Annotated in this window: 19 protein-coding genes and 2 pseudogenes; 11 read left to right on the forward strand and 10 right to left on the reverse strand. The window is 73.4% G+C overall.

What is annotated here, in order from left to right; genetic code table 11:
• Positions 1–71 precede the first annotated feature (71 nt).
• A complete protein-coding gene (locus OG524_RS31195) occupies positions 72–923 on the forward strand; it encodes an aldo/keto reductase (protein WP_405812096.1) in 852 nt (283 codons plus the stop codon).
• A gap of 112 nt (positions 924–1,035) precedes the next feature.
• Here OG524_RS31195 and OG524_RS31200 read toward each other — a convergent pair.
• Positions 1,036–1,434: pseudogene (locus tag OG524_RS31200) on the reverse strand (Lrp/AsnC family transcriptional regulator); the annotation flags it as partial.
• A gap of 15 nt (positions 1,435–1,449) precedes the next feature.
• Between OG524_RS31200 and OG524_RS31205 the strand changes: the two are divergent.
• Positions 1,450–1,600, forward strand: a pseudogene (locus OG524_RS31205) (LysE family translocator); the annotation flags it as partial.
• A gap of 11 nt (positions 1,601–1,611) precedes the next feature.
• On the opposite strand, the gene OG524_RS31210 reads toward OG524_RS31205, so the two are convergent.
• From OG524_RS31210 to OG524_RS31225, 4 genes are all read right to left on the reverse strand, one after another.
• Positions 1,612–1,959 (reverse strand): DUF6204 family protein, encoded by a 348-nt coding sequence (locus OG524_RS31210; RefSeq protein WP_405387301.1) that lies wholly within the window; start codon positions 1,957–1,959, stop codon positions 1,612–1,614.
• 96 nt (positions 1,960–2,055) lie between these two features.
• Positions 2,056–2,409 (reverse strand): VOC family protein, encoded by a 354-nt coding sequence (locus OG524_RS31215; RefSeq protein WP_405387299.1) that lies wholly within the window; start codon positions 2,407–2,409, stop codon positions 2,056–2,058.
• A 61-nt stretch (positions 2,410–2,470) separates the two neighbouring features.
• Positions 2,471–3,280 carry a class I SAM-dependent methyltransferase gene (locus OG524_RS31220; RefSeq protein WP_405387297.1) on the reverse strand — a complete coding sequence of 270 codons (810 nt, stop codon included), beginning with the start codon at positions 3,278–3,280 and terminating at the stop codon, positions 2,471–2,473.
• A gap of 112 nt (positions 3,281–3,392) precedes the next feature.
• Positions 3,393–4,886: a bifunctional phosphatase PAP2/diacylglycerol kinase family protein gene (locus OG524_RS31225; RefSeq protein ID WP_405812097.1), complete on the reverse strand. Its 1,494-nt coding sequence runs from the start codon at positions 4,884–4,886 to the stop codon at positions 3,393–3,395.
• Between the two features lie 212 nt (positions 4,887–5,098).
• On the opposite strand from OG524_RS31225, the gene OG524_RS31230 reads away from it, so the two are divergent.
• The 4 genes from OG524_RS31230 to OG524_RS31245 all read left to right on the forward strand — a co-directional run bounded on the left by OG524_RS31230 (position 5,099) and on the right by OG524_RS31245 (position 9,371).
• Complete coding sequence (locus OG524_RS31230) at positions 5,099–5,872, forward strand: IclR family transcriptional regulator (protein WP_405393041.1); 774 nt, start codon at positions 5,099–5,101, stop codon at positions 5,870–5,872.
• Entirely contained in the window at positions 5,869–6,717 is an 849-nt protein-coding gene (locus OG524_RS31235; RefSeq protein ID WP_405812098.1) for an SMP-30/gluconolactonase/LRE family protein, read from the forward strand. Before OG524_RS31230 ends, OG524_RS31235 begins: the two co-directional genes overlap by 4 nt.
• Positions 6,718–7,108: 391 nt before the next feature.
• Complete coding sequence (locus tag OG524_RS31240; protein ID WP_405387291.1) at positions 7,109–8,347, forward strand: aminotransferase class I/II-fold pyridoxal phosphate-dependent enzyme; 1,239 nt, start codon at positions 7,109–7,111, stop codon at positions 8,345–8,347.
• 13 nt (positions 8,348–8,360) lie between these two features.
• Positions 8,361–9,371, forward strand: coding sequence for an MBL fold metallo-hydrolase (locus OG524_RS31245; protein ID WP_405812099.1), 1,011 nt, complete (start codon positions 8,361–8,363; stop codon positions 9,369–9,371).
• Between the two features lies 1 nt (position 9,372).
• On the opposite strand, the gene OG524_RS31250 is transcribed toward OG524_RS31245, so the two are convergent.
• Entirely contained in the window at positions 9,373–9,993 is a 621-nt protein-coding gene (locus OG524_RS31250; protein WP_405387287.1) for a DedA family protein, read from the reverse strand.
• Positions 9,990–10,766, reverse strand: a complete 777-nt coding sequence (locus OG524_RS31255) for an MBL fold metallo-hydrolase (protein ID WP_405387285.1) — start codon at positions 10,764–10,766, stop codon at positions 9,990–9,992. The genes OG524_RS31250 and OG524_RS31255 overlap by 4 nt, the downstream gene beginning before the upstream one ends.
• Positions 10,767–10,954: 188 nt before the next feature.
• Between OG524_RS31255 and OG524_RS31260 the strand changes: the two genes are divergently transcribed.
• Both OG524_RS31260 and OG524_RS31265 read left to right on the forward strand, forming a co-directional pair.
• Entirely contained in the window at positions 10,955–11,371 is a 417-nt protein-coding gene (locus OG524_RS31260; RefSeq protein WP_405387283.1) for a hypothetical protein, read from the forward strand.
• Between the two features lie 123 nt (positions 11,372–11,494).
• Positions 11,495–13,633, forward strand: a complete 2,139-nt coding sequence (locus OG524_RS31265) for a phage holin family protein (RefSeq protein ID WP_405393040.1) — start codon at positions 11,495–11,497, stop codon at positions 13,631–13,633.
• A 30-nt stretch (positions 13,634–13,663) separates the two neighbouring features.
• Here OG524_RS31265 and OG524_RS31270 read toward each other — a convergent pair whose 3' ends face one another.
• The 3 genes from OG524_RS31270 to OG524_RS31280 form a co-directional block, all read right to left on the reverse strand.
• Positions 13,664–14,716 (reverse strand): LacI family DNA-binding transcriptional regulator, encoded by a 1,053-nt coding sequence (locus OG524_RS31270; RefSeq protein WP_405387281.1) that lies wholly within the window; start codon positions 14,714–14,716, stop codon positions 13,664–13,666.
• A 51-nt stretch (positions 14,717–14,767) separates the two neighbouring features.
• Positions 14,768–15,352, reverse strand: a complete 585-nt coding sequence (locus OG524_RS31275) for a DUF305 domain-containing protein (protein ID WP_405812100.1) — start codon at positions 15,350–15,352, stop codon at positions 14,768–14,770.
• 68 nt (positions 15,353–15,420) lie between these two features.
• Positions 15,421–16,365 carry a DUF1996 domain-containing protein gene (locus OG524_RS31280; RefSeq protein WP_405387277.1) on the reverse strand — a complete coding sequence of 315 codons (945 nt, stop codon included), beginning with the start codon at positions 16,363–16,365 and terminating at the stop codon, positions 15,421–15,423.
• A 237-nt stretch (positions 16,366–16,602) separates the two neighbouring features.
• Between OG524_RS31280 and ligA the strand changes: the two genes are divergently transcribed.
• The 3 genes from ligA (at position 16,603) to OG524_RS31295 (ending at position 20,345) form a co-directional block, all read left to right on the forward strand.
• Positions 16,603–18,714 carry an NAD-dependent DNA ligase LigA gene (gene ligA / locus OG524_RS31285; RefSeq protein WP_405812101.1) on the forward strand — a complete coding sequence of 704 codons (2,112 nt, stop codon included), beginning with the start codon at positions 16,603–16,605 and terminating at the stop codon, positions 18,712–18,714.
• A gap of 150 nt (positions 18,715–18,864) precedes the next feature.
• Positions 18,865–19,704: a rod shape-determining protein MreC gene (locus OG524_RS31290; RefSeq protein WP_405387273.1), complete on the forward strand. Its 840-nt coding sequence runs from the start codon at positions 18,865–18,867 to the stop codon at positions 19,702–19,704.
• The gene (locus OG524_RS31295) at positions 19,701–20,345 is read left to right on the forward strand and encodes a hypothetical protein (protein WP_405387271.1); all 645 of its coding nucleotides are present in this window, start codon (positions 19,701–19,703) and stop codon (positions 20,343–20,345) included. Before OG524_RS31290 ends, OG524_RS31295 begins: the two co-directional genes overlap by 4 nt.
• Positions 20,346–20,357: the final 12 nt, after the last annotated feature.

The following is a 20,357-nucleotide window of genomic DNA, read 5'->3' on the forward strand; positions in this document are numbered from 1 at the left end:
TGACAACCCCCGGGGCCGACCGGCTCACACCGCACCACACGTACACACCGCACCACACGTAGGAGACACCCGTGCAGACCGTCACCCTGAACAACGGCGTCACGATGCCGATCCTCGGCTTCGGGGTCTTCCAGATCCCGCCGGAGGACACCGAGCGAACCGTCACCGACGCGCTCGCCGCCGGCTACCGGCTGCTCGACACCGCCGCCGCGTACGGCAACGAGGAAGCCGTCGGCCGCGCCATCAAGAGCAGCGGCATCCCGCGCGAGGAACTGTTCGTGACCACCAAGCTGTGGATCCAGGACGCGCCCGCCGAGAAGAACACCGAGCGTGCCTTCGGTACGTCGCTGCGCAAGCTGGGCCTCGACTACCTCGACCTGTATCTCATGCACCAGCCCTTCGGTGACGCGTACGGACAGTGGCGGGCCATGGAAAGGCTGCACCACGAGGGCAGCGTCAAGGCGATCGGCGTCGCCAACTTCTACCCCGACCGGCTCGTCGACCTCCTCAGCAACAACGAGGTCACGCCCGCGGTCAACCAGATCGAGACCCACCCCTTCTTCCAGCGCGCCGCCGACCAGGACGTCATGCGCGAGCACGGTGTCCAGATCCAGTCCTGGGGCGGATTCGCCGAGGGCAAGAACAACCTCTTCACGCACCCGGTCCTGAGCGGCATCGGTGCGGCGCACGGCAAATCCGTCGCCCAGGTCGTGCTCCGCTGGCTCATCCAGCGCGACATCGTCACCATCCCCAAGTCCGTGCGGGCGGACCGCATGGCGGAGAACTTCGACGTCTTCGACTTCACGCTCACCGACGACGAGATGGCCTCCATCGTCACCCTGGACACCGGCCATTCGCTGTTCTTCGACCACCGGGACCCGGCGGTCGCCGGACAGCTCGGCAAGCGGCGGCTCACCGACTGACCGGGCATCACGCCGGGGGCGGTCGGGGGCCGCCGTCCGCCCCCGGCGGCGGTCCGGGGCGTGGCAGCCGGGGAGCGGGACCGGCAGGAGCGCGGTCCGGGGGCGACTGCTCGGGCAGCGGTCTGTCCTGGACCACGTTCTTCATGACGAGTGTCGACGTCAGACGCTGGCCGCCGGGCAGCCGGGCGAGCCGCTGGTCGTAGAGATGCTGGAACGCGGTCAGATCGGTGGTGGCGACCCGCAGGAGATGGTCGGGTTCGCCGAACAGGCGCTGGGCCTGGAGCGCGTGCGGGACAGCCGTCACGGCCTCTTCGAAGGCGGTGACGGTGTCGGCGTCCGTCCTCCCAGCACAGGGTGGCGAAGACGAGCGCTTCGAAGTTCAGGCCGACGGCCGAAGGATCGACGACGGCCGTCGGCCGCGGAACGCGCCTTCGCGTTCGAGGTCACGCAGGCGGCGGTGGCAGGGCGAGATGCTGAGCTGTACGCGGGCGGCCGGCTCGGTGATGGTCAGGCATACGACGACGCGGTGGCCTTCCTGGCAGTGGACCTCCTGCTGGTGTTCACCCCCGGCGCGGACTGGGCCTACGCGATCTCCGCCGGACGGCGGGAACGCTCGATCCCCCGCCGTCACAGGACTGGTCGCCGGGCACGCCGCGGGCGCAGGCGGTACGGCAGTCGCCCTCCGGCGTCAGGCCTGCCCTCGCCGGCCCTTGTAGTTGATCTTCATGGTGTCCATGTCCGTCACCGAGCAGCGCAGCTCGCCATGGCCGAGCCCCCGCGCCGCGAGGGCCGTCTCCGCGCGGTCCTCGGCGATCGCCGCCGCCATCTCGTCGCCGTCCGTGGGATCCGAGGTCACCACGTACCGGAAGCTGAAGTGCTTCAGCACGGTGTCGTAGGTGAGCGTGCCCTCCTCGGTGAACTGCATGGCCGCGAGGCCGTGCTCTTCCACCTCGGCCAGGAGCAGCTGCCTGCCCTCGTCCGTCAGCCCTTCCCAGGTGCCCCGCACGATCACCCGGTACGTGTGCTGCGTGCCCATCGTCCTGCCCGTCCTCTGCTCGACAACCGCCTGCGAGGCGAGGCTACGACGAGGAGGCCGGAAAGCGTACGGAATATCGCTGCGGTCCGGGCACCGTCAGGCGGAGGCCTTCCGGTCGACGTACTCGAAGACCGAACCGTCCGGGTGGAGGGCGATCAGGTTGCGGCCGGCCGGGGTGGGCACCGGGCCGGCGATGACCTTCGCCCCTGCCCGGGTCAGTGCCGCGTTCGCCTCGTCGACGTCCTTGACCGCGATCGTCGCCGACACCTTGCGCAGCACCTCCAGCTCCGACTCGGGCCCGCTCATCAGCAGAAAGCAGCCGATCGCGGCGACCGAGACCCCGCCGCGCCCGAAGCGCAGCGCCGGGGTGCCGGTCAGGCCCTCGTAGAAGGCCACCGAGGCCTCCAGGTCGTCGACGCAGATTCGCAGCGTGGTTCCCAGGATCTCCATGCCACGAGGGTAGTTGGCGACCCCGCGGTGTGTGATCGATTCCGGCCCTCGGGCCGCTCGTTCACACCCGGCAGAGCAGCTCGCCGTGCGGGACCAGGAACCACGCGTCGGTCTCCTCGCCCCACGCGCGCCAGGCGTCCGCGATCGCTGTCAGCTGCTCGGGCCGGGCGTGGCCGCCGTCCACCGCCAGCTTCGCGTACACCGACGCCGTCGTACGGTCCGCCCACAGGCCGCTCCACCAGGCGCGGTTCTCCTCCCCGGCGAAGCACCAGGCGCCCGCGGTCGGGGTGATGTCGGTGAAGCCGGCCTGCCGGGCCCAGGACAGCAGCCGGCGTCCGGCGTCGGGCTCGCCCCCGTTGGCGCGGGCCACCCGTCCGTACAGCTCCTGCCACTCCGCCATCCCCGGCACCTCCGGGTACCAGGCCATCGCCGCGTAGTCGCTGTCGCGTACGGCGACGATGCCGCCCGGCCGGCACACCCGTCGCATCTCACGCAGCGCCTGGACCGGATCCCCCACGTGCTGGAGCACCTGATGGGCGTGGACCACGTCGAAGGAGTCGTCGGCGAAGTCCAGCGCGTGCACATCGGCAACGGCGAACTCGACGCCGGCCAGGCCGCGTTCCGCCGCCGCCTCGGCGGCCCGGTCCAGGATCTCCTGGCTCGTGTCGACCGCCGTCACCCGGCCCGGCGCGACCAGTGCCGCGAGGTCTGCCGTGATGGTGCCGGGACCGCAGCCGACGTCCAGCACGCTCTGGCCGGGGGCGAGTCGGTCGATCAGATAGGCCGCCGAGTTGGCTGCGGTCCGCCACCGGTGCGAGCGCAGCACCGACTCGTGGTGACCATGGGTGTAGGTCGCGGTCTCTTTCGGCATGGCCGTGTGTCCTCCCCGGACTTCGGACTGCTCGGGCTCCGGTCGCGAGCGGTACGGCCACGGTACGCCGTGATGTCGTATCCTGAGATAGGCGTCTTGCGATATGGAATGGCTATACCGGCATCGGGCAGTACACCGTGAGCGCCTCCGGCAGCTTGTCGATCATCAACCCGCTTCCGGAGTGCGCCACTTCACCGTCGTAGGCGTACGGAGTGCCCGTCGCGAGGCCGGAGACGCGCACCTGGCGGCGCCGGACCGCCGCGTGGACGGGTGAGCGGCTCAGAGGTCCGGCGATCGCCGCCGCGAGCAGCCGCAGCCCCGGGGTCCGGCCGCCGTGCACGACCCGTACGTCCAGCAGGCCGTCGGCCAGGTTGTGCCGGCGGCCGGGTGCGGGGCCGACCCGACGGAACAGCCCGTTGCCCACGAAGAGCAGCCACAACGGCCGCTTCCGCCCCTGTAGTTCGGCCGTCAGCGGGCGTTCGCCGCGCAGCACCTCGAAGGCCGCCAGCACTCCGGCCGGCCAGCCGCCGATCCTGGGTGCCCAGCGCTCCCGGGTCCGCACGAGCTCCGGATAGACCCCGAGGCTGAAGGCGTTGAGGAAGTAGCCGTGCGGACCGCCCGGCCCTTCGGGGCCGGGCCGGAAGCGGCCCAGGTCGACCCGGACGGCATCGCCCGCGGTGAGGGCCGTGACCGTGTCGTGCACCGTCTCGATGCCGAGGTCGTACGCGAAGTGATTGAGCGTCCCGCCGGGGAACACGGCGAGCGGCAGGCTGTGGGTCGCCGCCACGGCCGCCGCCAGGTTGACCGTGCCGTCGCCCCCGCAGACGCCCAGTGCCCTGCCCCGCCGTGCCGCCTTGTCCAGCGCGCCCGACAGGTCGGCGGGCGCGCACTCCAGCACCTCGGCGAGCGGCAGCGCGTCGCGCACCAGGCCGGCCGCCGCCGTCGCGGAACCGGACTCCTGGTTCACGACGACCACCAGGTCCTGCCCCGCGGGCAGCGCCGGGGCGTCGGCCGGGGGCCTGCCCGGTGCGGGCAGCTGTCCACGGGTGGGTACGACGCCGCGCAGTGCGAACGCGGCCCCTATGCCGAGCGCCGCACCGGCCAGGACGTCGCTCGGATAGTGGACGCCGGTGTATACGCGGGACGCGGCCACGGCCACCGCGACGGGGGCGACGACGGCGCCCCAGCCCTTGGACTCCAGGGCGACACCCGTCGCGAACGCCGCGGCCGACGCCGCGTGCCCGGACGGGAAGGACGTGGTGAACGGCTGCCGCTTGAGCTGGCGCATCACCGGGACCAGGTCCAGTATCGGACGCTCCCTGCGGACCGCCCCCTTGCCCACGGTGTTGATCGCGGCCGAGGCGACGGCGAGGGAGGCGATGCCGCGCAGTGCCGCCCTGCGCGACCGGGCGCTGGTGCCCAGCGCCGCCATGCCCGCCGCCGCGCCGAACCACAGCAGCCCGTGGTTGGCGCTGCGGCTCAGTCGGGGGAGCACGGGTTCGACGCCCGGCCAGTGTCTTCTCGCCACGCTCTGGAACGCGGCGAGGTCGCGCCGGCGGAACCAGGTCCGCCAGCGGTCGGAGGGGAGAGCGCTCGATGTCGACATGGCACAGCGACTACCCTGCGGGTGGCCGGTGAACCAGGAGGCGCGCGCAACGGGCCGCCGGCTATCCGGCGAAGTATGGAGAATCCGGTGGATTTCCCCTGGGTCCGGCCTCTCCGGCCCGTCCCGGGCGTTGCCCGGACAAGTCCCCTGACGTTAGCCTGCGTTCGTGATTCCGGTCATTGACCGGAGTGCCGAACGATGGGTGGGTGATCATGGGACGACTCGTCCCCGCGGTGACCAGGGCGCTGGACGTGCTCGAACTCTTCCTCCAGGGAGAGGGGACGCTCTCGGCCCCCGAAGTCACCCGCAAGCTCCAGCTGCCACGGACCACCGTCCATGAACTGCTCACCACCCTTGCCGCCCGCTCCTACCTGGTCACGGTCCCGGAGCAGCCGGGCCGCTACCGGCTCGGCGTACGCACCTACCAGCTCGGCAGCCGGTACGCGGAGAAGCTCGACCTGGCGGCCGAGGGCCAGCAGGTGGCCCGCGAGGTCGCCGAGACGTGCGGCGAGACCGTCCATGTCGCGATCCTGGAGGACACCGAGGTCATCTACATCGCCAAGGTGGACTCCACGCACGCGGTCCGCATGGTCTCCGCCGCAGGCCGTAAGCTCCCCGCCCACTGCACCTCCGTCGGCAAGCTGCTGCTCGCGGCGCTGCCGGAGGCGGAGCTCGACGCGCGGCTCGACGGACGCGAACTCGTCGCGATGACCGACAACAGCCTCACCGACGCCACGGAACTGCGGGCCGCGCTCGCCGCCGTGCGCAAGCGGGGGATCGCGGTCGAGCACCGGGAGTCGAACCCCGACGTGAGCTGTGTGGCCGCACCGGTCCGGGACCGGTCCGGGCGGGTCGTCGCCGCGCTCTCCATCTCCGTACCGATGATCCGCTGGAGCGAGGAGCGCGAGGCGGAGCTCGCGCAGCTCGCCTCGGGCGGCGCCGACGCGCTGTCCGGCCGGCTCGGACACCACCGGATCCAGGGATGAGGCACACCCCGGAGATCGCCGTCCGGGAACGGGCCGAGCTGGGGGAGGGACCGACCTGGGACGCGCTGTCCGGCCGGCTGATCTGGGTCGACATCCTCTCCTCCCGGGTGCACACGTACGACCCGTCCACCGGCCGCCGTACGGTCCTGGCCACCGAGCAGCACGTCGGCGCGGCGAAGCCGCGGGCGGGCGGCGGGTTCGTGGTCAACCTGCGGGACGGCGTCGGCCTGTACGACGCCGACGGCGCCTTCTCGTGGCTGGCCCGGGACCCCGTGCCGGGGCGGCGGGGCAACGACGCGGCCGTGGCGCCGGACGGGGCCCTGTGGACGGGCACCATGCGGTACGACGAGGCCGAGGGCGGCGGCCGTCTGTCCCGGGTCGCACCGGACGGCACGGTGACGGGCGTGCTGGACGCGGCGACCGTCAGCAACGGCACCGGCTGGAGTCCGGACGGCCGGCTCATGTACTACATCGACACCCCCACCCTGCGGATCGACGTCTTCGACGTGGACGGTGAACGCGTCCTGGACCGACGGCCGTTCGCCGTCGTCGAGCCGGGTTCCGGCTGGCCCGACGGGCTGACGGTGGACGCCGACGGCTGCGTGTGGGTCGCCTTCTGGGACGGTGCCGCGGTGCGGCGCTACACCCCGGACGGCCGGGTGGACCGGGTCGTGGACCTGCCGGTCCGGCGGCCCACGGCGTGCGCGTTCGGCGGGGCGGGCCTGCGCGACCTGTACATCTCCACCGCCCGGACGGGCCTGGACGCGCCGCACCCGTTGTCGGGATCCCTGCTGGTCCTGCCGGACGCTGGGCAAGGACTGCCGGGGGTGCCGTTCGCGGGGTGACCCGTGGGTCGTCATCGGCTGCGGGGGCCGCGTACCGCCGGGCCCGCCGAGGCGTCGGGGCCCCCGAAACCGCGGGCCCCTTCGGCGTCAGCCCCCGGAGTCGCCGGGCTCCTGAACCGCCGGCCCGCCCGGCCGAACCGCCGGCTTCCCGAACCCCTGTCCGGATGCCGGCTTCCCGACCCCCCGTCCGAACCGCCGGCTTCCCGACCCCCGGGTCCCGACCCCCGGGTCCCGCCCCCCCAGGTCCCGCCCGCCTCCCCGCCCGCGCCGAACCGGTCCGCCCCCGCACCGGGGCCGGCGGCTGCCACTGCCGGACCCGGTGCGGGGGCGGACCCCGGGGAACCTCCGTATAAAGGGGCCTGAGGGTGACGCAGGCGGAGGAGGCCCCGGGATGCACTGGAGCGAGCGGAAGCAGCCCCGTCCCGCCCGGGAGGACCACGGCCCGGTCCGGTACGGCCCGCCCGCCCCCGACCCGGGTCTTCCCGTGCTGCCCGAGCTCGCCGACGTACTGGCCGCCTCGGCCGCCCGGACCCGGCCCGAACCACCCGGTGGAGGAACGATCCTGCGCGAGGCCGCCTGCGCCTACTGGCGGCGCCGGGGCCTGCACGGCGGGCCGCAGGACATCGCCGCGGCCCCTGGTGCGCAGCCCCTGCTGCTCGCGCTGATCGCCGCGTACGGCGGCGACGTGCTCATGCCGCGCCCCTGCCCGGCCACCTGGATGCCGCAGGCGCGGCTGCTGGGCCGGCCCGCCTACCACGTGCCGACCCCGGCCGAGTGCGGCGGCGTCCCTGACCCGTACGCCCTGCTGGAGACCGTGCGCAGGGTGCGCGCCGAGGGCGGCAGACCCAGGCTGCTCCTGATCTCCGTGGCCGACGACCCGACCGCCACCGTCGCCCCGCCGGAGCTGGTCCGCGAGGCCTGCGAGGCGGCGGTCGCCGAGGGGCTGCACATCGTCAGCGACGAGACCTGGCGCGACACCCTGCACCGCCCCCACGACACGGTCCTGCTCAGCCCCGCCGAGATGTGCCCGGACGACGTCACCGTCATCGGCGACCTGGCAGGAGCGCTGACCCCGTCGGCCTGGCCGGTCGCCGTCGCACGGTTCCCGGCCACCCGGCGTGCCGCCGCCCGCCGGGCCCGCGTGCTCGACATCCTCACCGCCCTCGGTGCCGTCGTCGCGGAACCCGTCGCCCGCGCCGCCGCCCACGCGCTGCGCGAACCGGAGGCCGTCACGGACCGGATCCGGCAGGCCGCCGCCCTCCAGGCCCAGGTCGCCTCCGCCGCCCACCGCGCCGTACTCACCGTGGGCGCGCTGGCCAGGCCGCCGCAGGCCGGCCGGCACCTCTACGCCGACCTCGGCCCGCTCCGCACCCGGCTGGCCGCCCGGGGCGTCACGGACTCCATGGAGCTGGAGGAGCACCTGACACGGCGTCTCGGCGCGCCCGCTCCCGGCGGCCACCGATTCGGCGACGAACTGGGCGCGCTCAGGGTCCGGCTGAGCACCGGTCCGCTGCTCGGCTCAACCCCGGAGGAGCAGATGGAGTCCCTCACTGCGGTGGAGCCCCTGAAATTGCCCCATGTCGCCCAAGCGCTGAGCATGTTCGCAGCAGCCCTCGATGAACTCCGATGACAGGAGCCTCTCGATGACGGAACAGACCGAGCGCCCGCTCGCCGGCCCCGCGGGCCGTCCCGTCGCCGCGGCGCGCCCACTGGGGGAGGTCCGGATCTGGCCCCGCAGCTTCGCGGACCGGCTCACCGCACCCCTCCCGGGTGTCAGGGGCATGACCCGTCTGGCCAGGGAGCGCGCCCTGCGGCCCAACGCCGAGGGCCTGCGGGGCATCCACCGGCTGCCGTACGCCCCCGCGCCGCTGCCCGCAGCGGGCACCGACACCCTGGCCGTCACCTGGGCCGGGCACGCCAGCTGGATCGTCCGGATCGGCGGGCTCACCGTCCTCACGGACCCGGTCTGGTCGCGCCGCATCCTCGGCACCCCGGCCCGGATCACCCCGGTCGGCGTCCGCTGGGAGGACCTGCCGAAGATCGACGCCGTCCTCATCAGCCACAACCACTACGACCACCTGGACGCACCGACGCTCCGCAGACTGCCGAGGGACACCCCGCTGTTCGTCCCCGCCGGACTCGGCCGCTGGTTCCGGCGCCGCCGCTTCAGCTGCGTCACCGAGCTCGACTGGTGGGAATCGGCCGGACTGGGCGATGTCCGCTTCGACTTCGTGCCCTCCCACCACTGGTCCAAGCGCACCCTCCTGGACACCTGCCGGTCCCTGTGGGGAGGCTGGGTGCTCGCCACGCAGGGCGCGCGGATCTACTTCGCCGGGGACACCGGCTACGGGCACTGGTTCAAGGAGATCGGAAGCCGTCACCCCGGACTCGACCTGGCCATGCTGCCGATCGGGGCCTACGAACCGCGCTGGTGGCTCTCGGACGTGCACACCGACCCCGAAGAGGCCGTGCAGGCCTACGCAGACCTCGGCGCACGGGCGATGGCGCCGATGCACTGGGCGACCTTCCTGCTCTCCGCCGAACCCGTACTCGAACCGCTCACCCGGCTCCGTACCGCCTGGCAGCAGGCCGGATACCCGCGCGGCGACCTCTGGGACCTGCCGGTCGGCGGCTCACGTGTCCTGGGCACCTGAGTCAGTCGCTGCGACGCGCCCGGAGCCGCCGCCACAGCGCCGGTGCCCCGCTGATCAGCAGCGTCAGCGCGACCGCCGCGACCACCCCCTGCCACGGCTCGGGAAACAGCGAACCGCCCAGGATCCCGATCAGCTGATACGTCGCCGCCCACGCCAGGCACGCGGGCACGTCACCACGGGCGAACCGCCGCAGCGGCATCCGGCCCAGCAGACAGGCCAGCATCACGGGAATCCGCCCGGCCGGCACCAGCCGGGACAGCACCAGCACCGTCCTGCCCTGTTCGTCCAGCTTCCGCTGCGCCTGCGCGAGCCGCTCCGGAGCCGCCCTGCCGCTGATCGCCGCCAGCCACTTCGAGCCGCTCCTCGACCGCACCCCGCGCTGCCCCAGCCAGTACAGACATATGTCCCCGAGGAACGCCGCGGACGACGCCACTGCGAACACCATGAGCAGGGCGAACGGTGACGTCTGATGGAACGCCACCACGGCGGCCGCACTCACCAGCGCCCCCGTCGGCACCACCGGCACCAATGCCCCCAGGGCCACCAGCAGGAACAGCGTCGGATAGCCCACGGCATGCTGCGTCGACTCCGGCGGCAGCTGCCGCACCACTTCCTGGATCATCTACGGGCCTCCGGCCTCACATGCTCGCCGTGCCCCAGCCGGTGCACCGCCACGTCCGGTGCCAGAAGTGCCGCCTGCCGTACGAACTCGTCGCCCGGCGCGTGGAACTCGTGCGGCCGGACGCCGTCCATCCCGATCGGCCAGTACGTGCCGTAGTGCACCGGCACGGCGGACCGCGGCTCCAGCATCGCCAGGGCCTGCGCCGCGCGCGCCGCGTTCAGATGGTGGTGGCCCAGCCGCGGACCCCAGCCGCCGACCGGCAGCAGCGCCACGTCCACCGGCCCCACCGCGTCGGCCATGCCGTCGAACAGCCCGGTGTCCCCGGCGAAATACGTGCGCGCCTCGCCCTCCACCACGTACCCCAGGGCGGGGACGCGGTGCGGGCCGACCGGCAGCCGCCGGCCGTCGTGCAGGGCCGGGACCGCCCGCACCAGCACCTCGCCGACGCGGACCTCGTCGCCCGGCGCCACCTCGGCGATCCGCAGCCCGTGCGCCCGGCGCAGCCGTCGCAGCCCCGGGACTGCCGCCTCCGTGCCCAGGGGCACGACCAGCAGGGTGCCCGGGGCGAGACGGGCCAGGGAGGGGAGATGCAGATGGTCGGAGTGCAGATGGGAGATCAGGACCGCGTCGGCGACCGCGGCCTCCGGCGGCGGCACCTCGCCCCGGCGGCGCCGCAGATGCGCGAAGCGCCGTACGAACAGCGGATCGGTGAGCACCCGGACGCCCGCGTCCTCGATCGTGCAGGTGGCATGACCCCACCAGGTGACCTCCACCGCCCCGCCTCCTCACTCCGTGGGCCGGCGCACCCGCGCGCCCGTCCCCCGTACGAGCGTAGGCGCTCCGCGCCCCTCCCACGCCGGTGTGCTCCGGTACGCCGGTCTCCGCACGGGTACGGACGGCTACACAGGGCTACGTCCGGGGTAGGGTCGGACGCAGCATCCGAGCGCGGGGGGATCCGTTCATGGGGGACGTCATCGGCGACGTACGGGTGGCGGCCATCGCCAGTCTCACACCGCTGGAGGAGCTCGACGGCGACCCGTTCCTCGTCGACACCCGCAGCCAGCACGCCATGTGCGCACGCTGGGCCGCCGACCAGGGGTACGTCGTCACGCGGCAGCTGCGCGTCTACGGGCTGCGCCCCGACCACCGTGCCCTGTGGTCCGACGTCGAGGGCGGACAGGTCGAGCTGTTCGTCGCGCCCAACGACCGGGTGCTCGCCCGCGCCGTCGTCTCGGTGCCGGACTTCGCCGCTGAGTGCGAGCGGCGCGGCGTACGGCTGGAGCTCGCCGGCCTGGAGGAGCCCGTGTACACCGCGCGCGGCAAGGCGAGCGTGCACCGCAGGCTCTCCATGCCCACCGCCGGCTACGACGGCTGCTGACCTCCGGCAGGAGTGCGGACCGGCTGTGAAAAGCTGGACGTGGGCCCATGACGAACACCGGGTCCGGACGTGAGGTGGAACGGCGTGGGTGACGGGCGATGGCGTACGGCGGGACGGGCCCTGATGCGCGTCGTCGCGGTGTGGGCGGTCTCCACGCTCACCATGCTGGCTCTCGCCGGGATCCTTCCCGAATTCCAGCTCCAGTCCGACGACGGTGACACCGTCACCCGGACCGCGTTCACCGCGGCCTGGGGCGCCGGAGCCTTCGGTCTGCTCTCCGCACTGGTGTGGCCCGTCCTCGTACGGGCACTGCTCATCGTGCCCGCGCTGGTGCTGGGCGCGCTGGTCTTCTTCCTCAACGGTTCGCTGCTGCTGATCGCGCTGCGGCTCATCCCGGACGGGCGCGGGGCCGCCGACCCGCAGACCGCCGTGGTCGTCGCCGCAGTCATGTCCGCCGTGGCCTCCGCCACCTCCACCGCCCTCGCGGTCCGCGACGACGACGCCTACCGGCGCAGGCTCTCCCGCCTGGCCGACCGGCGCCGCCGCCGCAGCGGCACACCCGGCGGCGCGGACGGCGGTCGCGGCGGCCCGCCGGGCATCGTGTTCGTGCAGCTCGACGGGGTGGGCCACGACGTACTCAGGCAGGCGGCGGCCGACGGTGTCATGCCCACCGTGGCCGGCCTGCTCGCCGACGAGGCGGGCCACCGGCTCACCCCCTGGAGCACCGACTGGTCCAGCCAGACCGGTGCCAGCCAGCTCGGCATCCTGCACGGCAGCAATTTCGACGTGCCCGCGTTCCGCTGGTACGAGAAGGAGACCGGCACCTTCATGGTCTCCAGCCGCCCGGCCAGCGCACTCGAACTGCAGCGCAGGGCCATCGCCCGCACCCGGGACGGCGGCCTGCTCACCGTCGACGGGGCGAGCCGGGGCAACCTCTTCAGCGGCGGCGCCGACCAGCTCGCCCTCGTCCTGTCCATGGCCGCGCGGCGCGGCAAGGGGCGACGGTCGCGCGCCGGCTACTTCGCCTACTTCTCCGACCCGGCCAACGCCGTCCGCACCGCCCTGTCCTTCGTCGCCGAGGTGGGCCGCGAGATCGGCCAGTCGACCCGGGCCCGGATGCGGAAGGAGTCCCCTCGGGTCAAGCGCGGCGGGCTGTACCCCTTCATCCGGGCGTTCGCGACCGTCGTCGAGCGCGATGTGGTCGTCTCCGCGGTCATCGGCGACATGTTCGCCGGACGCACCGCCGTCTACGCCGACCTCGTCGCCTACGACGAGGTCGCGCACCACTCCGGGCCGCACAGCAGGGACGCGGCGAAGGTCCTGACCCGGCTCGACCGCTCGCTCGGCCTCATCGTGAAGGTCACGGAACAGGCCCCGCGCACCTACCGGATCGTGCTGCTCTCCGACCACGGCCAGAGCCCGGGGGAGACCTTCGCGGGGAAGTACGGCCTCACGCTCAAGGACCTCGTGCGGGCGGGCTGCGGGCTGCCCGTACCCCGCAGGGCCCAGCGCACCCGCAGCGCCTCGGAGGCGCGCGACGCCGTGCGCACCGCGCTGCACCGGCCGGTCGGCGAGAAGGAGACGGAGCGCTCCGCGCGTCCCTCCGACCCGGTCGTGCTGGCCTCCGGCAATCTCGGGCTGCTGTCCTTCCCCGACATCGGGGGACGGGCCTCGCGCGAACAGCTCGACGACCGTCACCCCGCCCTGCTCGGCACCCTCGCCAACCATCCGGGGATCGGATTCCTGCTCGTGCGCAGCGAGGAGCACGGTTCGGTGGTGCTGGGGCGCGGCGGGGCCGAGGTACCCGTGGCGGAGCTGACGGACGGGGAAGGGCCGCTCGCCGTCTTCGGCGCGGGCGCGGCGGAGGCGGTGCGGCGCACCGACACCTTCCCGCACGTCGCCGACGTCATGGTCAACTCGATGTACGACCCCGGAACCGGTCGTGTCCACGCCTTCGAGGAGCAGATCGGCTCGCACGGCGGACTCGGCGGCGAGCAGTCCCGGCCGTTCCTGCTGTGGCCGCGCACCCTGGCGGACCCGATGGACGCCGTGGCGGCCGAGGGCGGGACCCCGGGGCGCACCCCCGTGGGTGCGGAGGGCGTCCACCGGGTACTGGCGCGCTGGCTGCGGGAACTCTCCGGGCCCCAGGTGCCGTTGCGGGCCGAGGGTTTCACCGGGGCGGTGCGGGCGGACGAGCCGTTGCCGGGCGCGGGCGACGCGGTACCGGGCGGCGGGGACGCCGTACCGGGACCCCGAGGCTGAGCGGCGCCGTTCGTCGTCGCGGGCCGTGTCTCAGGCGGACTCGCGCCGTACCAGCGTCGGGTGGAAGACCACCGAGGGCGCCGGACCGCCCGGCGTCCCGATCTGCTTCAGGAGGAGCCGGGCCATCTCCGCCGCCATCTCCTCGACCGGCTGGCGCACCGTGGTCAGCGACGGATCGCAGGCCACCGCCGCGCTGCTGTCGTCGAAGCCCACCACCGCCACGTCCGAGGGCACGTCCCTGCCGGCCCGCTGCAACACGGGCAGGGCGCCCAGTGCCATCAGGTCGGAGGCGATGAACACCCCGTCCAGGTCCGGCCGTTCACGCAGCAGTTGCCGCATCGCGGACGCCCCTCCCGCATGGGTGAAGTTGCCCTCGGCGGTCACCACGTCCTCGATGCCGTGCCGGTCCAGCGCGTCCAGGAAGCCGGTCAGGCGCGCCTGGCCCGCGGGCATGTCCTGCGGTCCCGCCACCGTGCCGATACGCCGCCGCCCCAGCGAGGCCAGGTGGTCGGCGGCCAGCTGCGCCCCCGCACGCTGGTCGGCCTCGACATAGGTGAGCGGCGTGGGCGTCCTCGGCCGCCCGGCCAGCACGGCGGGCAGCCGCGTGTCATGGAGCAGCTCGGGCAGCGGGTCCTCGGCGTGCGAGGAGATGAGCACCACCCCGTCGACATGGCCCTGGCGCAGATACGACAGGAGCTGATTGCGCGAGGTCTCGTCGTCGGCCAGCATCAGCACCATCTGGATACCGGCCGGTCGCAGCACCTCCAGCAGACCGCTCACCACGCGCCCGAAGTGCGGGTCGGAGAACATCCGGCCGATGAACGGCTCGGACACCGGGCGCCGTTCCTGCTCGGAGACCACCAGGGCGATCGAGTCCGTCCGCCGGGTCACCAGGGAGCGTGCCGCACGGTTGGGCACGTAGCCGGTGGTCGCCACCGCCTCCTCCACGACCCGCCGCAGGGCGGGGTCCACCGTGGGCGCCCCGTTGATCACCCGGGACACCGTGGCCCGGGACACACCCGCCACCGCGGCGACGTCCTCCAAGGTGGCGGGGCGTACGGGCGGTGAAACGTCGGCAGTCATGGAGTCTTTATACCGGGTGGTCCGACAGACGTGCGAAGGGCTCCGGCCCCGTCAGCCGCCCGCCCCCGGGAGCTCGTCCAGATCGGCCAGCTGGCCCGAACGCGCGGCCACCGTCGTCCGGGCGCGCTCCTTGACCTCGGCCCCGGCGCCCGCCGTGGCCTCCGAACGCGAGACCTGCGCGGACTGCCGCAGATGGTCGCGAATCTCCTCCACCAGCAGCCGGTCGAACGGCGCGCCCTCGGCCGTGCGGGCCCGTTCGAGGTCCCGGGCCGTCACCATGCCCGGCATCTCGTGCCCCTCGTGCACATCGGTGTCCGGCAGGCCCATCCGGTCCCGCAGGCCGCGCAGGGCCGTCAGTTCGGTTTCCTGCGCGGTACGCAGCCGGGCGGCCCAGGACCGCAGCCGGTGGCCGGTGGCCTTCCGCTCCGCGAGGTCCAGCAGGGCCACGGCCTGCTCGTCCATCGGGATCATCAGCTGGACCCAGGCGGAGTCGGTCGGATCGGCGGACGGCGCGGGCACCGCCGTCGGGCGGGGCGCTGCGTCCGGAGACGGTCCCGCGGAGCACGCGGTCAGGCCGGCCAGCAGAAGAGCCGACGGGAGCAGGAGCGAAACCGCGGTGCGACGAGCGGCCTTCATGAGTGTCCTCGGGTGGGGTGCCCGTCCGGGGCCGTGCGGACCCGGACGGGCAGGGAACGGACGATCTGTCAGGGAGTGCCGTCGGCACCGCACTTGATGATGGCGTTGATGCAGTCGCGTACCCGCTGCGCCATGTCCGCCTCGGGCCACACGTTGAAGAAGTCGCCGTGCATCGTGTAGCCGCGCCCCGATGCCAGTCTCAGACGCGCCGGGTCGCCGTTGACCGGATAGCGCAGCACCTGGCGCAGCTTGGGAACCGGCACCGGATGGGTTGACGGGCAGGCGCCGCCCACCGGGTAGGCCATGTGGCTCTTGTGGTCGGCCGAGTCCAGATCCGTGCCGTTCCAGCACTGCGGGAAGTCCAGGTACGACTCCAGCATCGATCCCGCCGGGCAGTTGACGAAGTCGTGGGACGGGTTGACCTCGCCGTGGTGCAGACACGACCAGCGCGCGATCGTGTTGTCGTCGGGGCCGGCCGCCTTTGCGTTGCCCGCGACGATCCGCAGACCGCGGGGGAACGGCTGGATCGTCCGGATGATGTCGTCCCGGACGCCCTCACCCAGGTAGTAGAAGGTGGTGCCGGTGGGCTCCACCTCCTTGTCACCGTCGTACAGGGTCGGGACCCAGTACGACGACAGGTCGGTCGCCGGTGCGCAACTGGTGCCGGCCTTCTCCAGGGACGCCAGATCGGAGTGGGCGTTCGTGGAGTCGTTGCCGAAGAAGCTGTGCATGTGCGAGGCGCCGGGCAGGTTGGGCAGCACGATCGGGTCGTCGGGGGCCCGGTGGGTGTACGGGCACTCCGCGAGGAATTCGGCGACCCGCACCACGTCGGCCGCGGCCTTCGGCGCCACCTCGGCCGAACGTTCGGCGGCGGCGTTGCCCACCTCGGCCTGGACGAAGGACAGGGCGAGGGCCGCCGCGGCGAGCCCCGCGATTCTGTAGCGCCACGGCGGCAGGGCTCTGCGTCCGCGGTGTTCGGTCGTGCGTCGGTCACTTCGGGTTCGGAAGAGCACGGCACTCCTGTCTGAGGAAGTGGGGTTCCTTCGATCGGTCGCCCGATCAGGGTAGAGAGCGCTCTCTCAGTGAACGTAGGAGTGCGGCGTAGGCATGTCAAGAGATTGTGCAGCACGCTCAATTGCCTGCGCGTGGAATGGATTTGGCTGCCCGTGAGATGGGAGAGCGCTCTCTCCATTCGGTGGGTGAGAGGGGGCCGGAGGGCGTTGTCAGTGGTGGACGGCAGGATGGTGGTCATGACGACGAACCCAGCACTTGTGCTCGCCGATGCCGCCTCGTACGCCGCCGCCGTGGAAGAGGCGGCGCAGGCCGCCGCCGCGTATTACGCCACGGGCGAGAGCACGCTCGACGACGACGCGTACGACCGGCTGGCGCGCGGGATCGCCGCCTTCGAGGAGGAGCACCCCCAGGAGGTGCTGGACGCCTCCCCGACGGGGAAGGTCGCCGGCGGCGCGGCCGTGGGGGACGTGCCGCACACGGTGCCGATGCTCTCGCTGGACAACGTCTTCTCCGCCGAGCAGTTCGTCACCTGGACCGCGTCCGTGGAACGGCGCATCGGCAGACCCGTGACCGCGTGGAGCGTGGAGCCCAAGCTCGACGGGCTCGCCGTCGCCGCGCGCTATCAGGACGGCCGCCTCGACCGGCTGATCACCCGGGGCGACGGGACGGCGGGCGAGGACGTCTCGCACGCGATCGGTACGGTGCTCGGTCTGCCCGAGCGGCTGGGCTCCCCCGTCACCATCGAGGTGCGCGGCGAGATCCTCATGACCGACGAGCAGTTCGAGAAGGCCAACACGGTGCGCACGGAGCACGGCGGTGCCCCCTTCGCCAATCCACGCAACGGGGCGGCGGGCACCCTCCGCGCCAAGGACCGGCCCTACCGCGTCGAGATGACGTTCTTCGCCTACGGCGCCCTCGCGCTGCCCGATTCCGGCGAGCTGACCGGCACCCTGGCCGAGCTGCCGCACAGCGAGGTCCTGGCGTACGTCGCCGGGCTCGGCGTGCACACCGCGGCGGACACCGCGGTCGCGCCGCGCACCGTCGGCACGGTCGAGGACGTGCAGGCCGGGGTGGAGGACATCGCCTCGCTGCGCGCCTCCCTGCCGTTCGGGATCGACGGCATCGTGATCAAGGCGGACCTGGCGGCCGACCAGCGCGACGCGGGCAACGGGACCCGGGCGCCGCGCTGGGCCATCGCGTACAAGCTGCCGGCCGTGGAGAAGATCACCCGGCTCCTGGGGGTCGAGTGGAACGTCGGCAGGACCGGCATCATCGCCCCGCGCGCCGTGCTGGAGCCCGTCGAGATCGACGGCTCTACCGTCGGCTACGCCACCCTGCACAACCCGGCCGACATCACCCGCCGTGACCTGCGCCTGGGCGACCAGGTGATGGTCTACAAGGCGGGCGACATCATCCCCCGCATCGAGGCCCCCGTCGCCCATCTGCGGACCGGCGACGAGAAGCCGATCGCATTCCCCGAGGCCTGCCCGCAGTGCGGCTCGGAGATCGACATGAGCGAGCAGCGCTGGCGTTGCACCCGCGGACGCAACTGCCGGCTGGTCGCGTCCATCTCCTACGCGGCGGGCCGGGACCAGCTGGACATCGAGGGCCTCGGCGCCACCCGGGTCGTCCAGCTCGTCGACGCGGAGCTCGTCGCCGACTTCGCCGATCTCTTCACGCTGGACCGGGCACAGTTGCTCGCCCTGGAGCGGATGGGGGAGACCTCCACCGACAATCTGCTCGCCGCCATCGACACGGCGCGCGCCCGCCCGCTGTCCCGCGTCTTCTGCGCCCTCGGCGTACGCGGCACGGGGCGCTCCATGTCCCGGCGGATCGCCCGCTACTTCGCGACGATGGACCGCATCGTCGCCGCCGACGTGGACACGCTGCAGCAGGTCGACGGCATCGGTAAGGAGAAGGCCGCCGGTGTGGTCACGGAGCTGGTGGAGCTCGCCCCGCTGATCGCGAAGCTGGTGGCGGCCGGGGTCAACATGACGGAGCCGGACGCGACCCCGCCGCCGGAGCCCGGGACGGAGCAGGAGGCTGACGGCGGGGCCGGGGCGGAGGCCGGCGGGACGTCCGAAGACCTGCCCCTCGGAGGCATGACCGTCGTGGTCACGGGTGCCATGACCGGGGTCCTGGAGAAGCTCTCGCGCAACCAGATGAACGAGCTGATCGAGCGGGCCGGCGGGAAGTCCTCCTCCAGTGTCTCCAAGCGCACGAGTCTGCTCGTCGCCGGGGAGAAGGCCGGGTCGAAGCGGACCAAGGCCGAGGATCTCGGTGTCAGGATCGCCGCCCCGGACGAATTCGCGGAGCTGATCTCGGCCTTTCTGACCCCGGAGGTGTGAGCCGCGTTCGCACGGGCCCATGCCTTGGAATTGTCGGGGTAGTGGCGTTCCTCATCCCGTTATTGCATAGTGAGGGTTCGGTCATGCCTCGCTATCTGCGGGTCAGTAAGTGGTGAACGGCTGCAGTGGCAGGCCGGGGGTGGAGGGGCGATGCCTTCTTTGCGCGACGGACGCCGGCACGGTCGGCCGGTCCACCGGACGAGCGGCCCGCGCGCCGACCAGGCACCCCACCACGGGGCCACCCGGGGAATGGCCGTCGACCTCGGCAGCTCCGGAACCCGCGCCTGGGTCCCGGGGCGCGGGCTCGTCGCGTCGCCGTGGGACGACGCCTCCGGCCGCCCCGTGCGACGCGGGCGCATCGTCGACGCGGAATCCTGCGGCCGGCTGCTGGGGCGCCTCGCCGACACGGTGCTCGGCGCGGACCGCCACGGCAGCGTGATCGTCCTCAGTCATCCGGTGCTGGCCGGAGCGGAGCAGCGGGCCCTGGCGGGGGAGCTCCTCGCGGCGCTCGGACCGTCCCGGGCCGTGGTCCTCAGCAGCGCCAGGGCCGCCGCCGAGTACACCGGCCCGCAGGGCGGCGGCGGTCCGCTGCTCGTCGTCGACATGGGCGCCGAGCTGACGGAGGTCACCCTCCTCGTCGACGGTACGGTCGCGGACGCCCGCCAGGCCGAGACGGGGCTCAGTGACCTGACCACCGAAGCGCTGCCTGCCGAACTCGCCCGCAACGTAATGGATATGATCACGTCCATGTGGCGGCAGGACAAGCACGGAGCGGTGCGCGGCGCACTGCGCAAGGGCCCGGTGCTCACCGGGGGCGGCGCACTGCACCCCGAGGTCACGCACCGGATCGCGCTGCGTCTCGGGACGCCCGTCCGGCCGGCCGCCGACCCCTCGACCGCTGTCGTCCGGGGCGCCGGACTGATCCTGGACTCCGTCCTGCGCCACGGCGGAACAAGTGCGGTGTCCGCCCGACCGGGCCGGCTGAGGTGAGCCCCCTCCCGGGGGCACCCCGGGGGAACGCGCCCCCCTGCGGGCGGCCGGACACGCCGGCGCACCAGCTGCGGCACGCCCTGGCCGCGCTCCTCCTCACCGTCCTCACCCTCGTCGGCGGCGCGTCCGCCGCCTCGGGGGCGGCGGTACCCCTGCACACCCTCACCGGTACGGCACCCGCGGCACCGGTCACCGGGAACGCGCCGGGCGCGCAGACTCCCGCCCCGCAGGCGCCCACCCCCCGTACCGACCGCCCCCTGCGTGCCGGGCACGCCCGTGACCACCGCCCCGTCCGTGCGGCCGAGACGTCCGGCCCGTCGGCCGCCGGGGCCCGCTCCGCCGTGGCCACCGCCTCCGGACGGCAGGCGGAGGCCGCTCCCGCCCCCGCTCCCCGGGCCGCCGCCGACCGCACGCTCGCCCCGCAGCACTTCCCCCCACCCGGGCACGGCGCCCTGCCGCCCGGCCTTCCCGGCCTGCCCGTCCCCCGCGCCGTCGCCCAGGAGGCGGCCCGGGCGGCCCTCTTCGTACCCGGCCGGATCCGTGCGGCGCTGCCCGGTGTCCGAGGTCCTCCACGGGTGACGGCCGGACAGCCGGCCACACACCGGTCCTGCTCCACAGACCCGTCGTCCCGTCCCCTCTGAGAGAAGGGGCGG

Origin of the sequence: Streptomyces sp. NBC_01520 (assembly GCF_045040375.1) — a bacterium.
In the GTDB taxonomy this organism is placed as follows: domain Bacteria; phylum Actinomycetota; class Actinomycetes; order Streptomycetales; family Streptomycetaceae; genus Streptomyces.

Bases quoted from the DNA above. Each gene is read 5' to 3' on its own strand.
- OG524_RS31210 (WP_405387301.1), bottom strand. From the start codon at position 1,959: ATGGGCACGCAGCACACGTACCGGGTGATCGTGCGGGGCACCTGGGAA.
- OG524_RS31215 (WP_405387299.1), bottom strand. From the start codon at position 2,409: ATGGAGATCCTGGGAACCACGCTGCGAATCTGCGTCGACGACCTGGAG.
- OG524_RS31220 (WP_405387297.1), bottom strand. From the start codon at position 3,280: ATGCCGAAAGAGACCGCGACCTACACCCATGGTCACCACGAGTCGGTG.
- OG524_RS31225 (WP_405812097.1), bottom strand. From the start codon at position 4,886: ATGTCGACATCGAGCGCTCTCCCCTCCGACCGCTGGCGGACCTGGTTC.
- OG524_RS31230 (WP_405393041.1), top strand. From the start codon at position 5,099: ATGGGACGACTCGTCCCCGCGGTGACCAGGGCGCTGGACGTGCTCGAA.
- OG524_RS31235 (WP_405812098.1), top strand. From the start codon at position 5,869: ATGAGGCACACCCCGGAGATCGCCGTCCGGGAACGGGCCGAGCTGGGG.
- OG524_RS31240 (WP_405387291.1), top strand. From the start codon at position 7,109: ATGCACTGGAGCGAGCGGAAGCAGCCCCGTCCCGCCCGGGAGGACCAC.
- OG524_RS31245 (WP_405812099.1), top strand. From the start codon at position 8,361: ATGACGGAACAGACCGAGCGCCCGCTCGCCGGCCCCGCGGGCCGTCCC.
- OG524_RS31250 (WP_405387287.1), bottom strand. From the start codon at position 9,993: ATGATCCAGGAAGTGGTGCGGCAGCTGCCGCCGGAGTCGACGCAGCAT.
- OG524_RS31260 (WP_405387283.1), top strand. From the start codon at position 10,955: ATGGGGGACGTCATCGGCGACGTACGGGTGGCGGCCATCGCCAGTCTC.
- OG524_RS31265 (WP_405393040.1), top strand. From the start codon at position 11,495: ATGCGCGTCGTCGCGGTGTGGGCGGTCTCCACGCTCACCATGCTGGCT.
- OG524_RS31270 (WP_405387281.1), bottom strand. From the start codon at position 14,716: ATGACTGCCGACGTTTCACCGCCCGTACGCCCCGCCACCTTGGAGGAC.
- OG524_RS31275 (WP_405812100.1), bottom strand. From the start codon at position 15,352: ATGAAGGCCGCTCGTCGCACCGCGGTTTCGCTCCTGCTCCCGTCGGCT.
- ligA (WP_405812101.1), top strand. From the start codon at position 16,603: ATGACGACGAACCCAGCACTTGTGCTCGCCGATGCCGCCTCGTACGCC.
- OG524_RS31290 (WP_405387273.1), top strand. From the start codon at position 18,865: ATGCCTTCTTTGCGCGACGGACGCCGGCACGGTCGGCCGGTCCACCGG.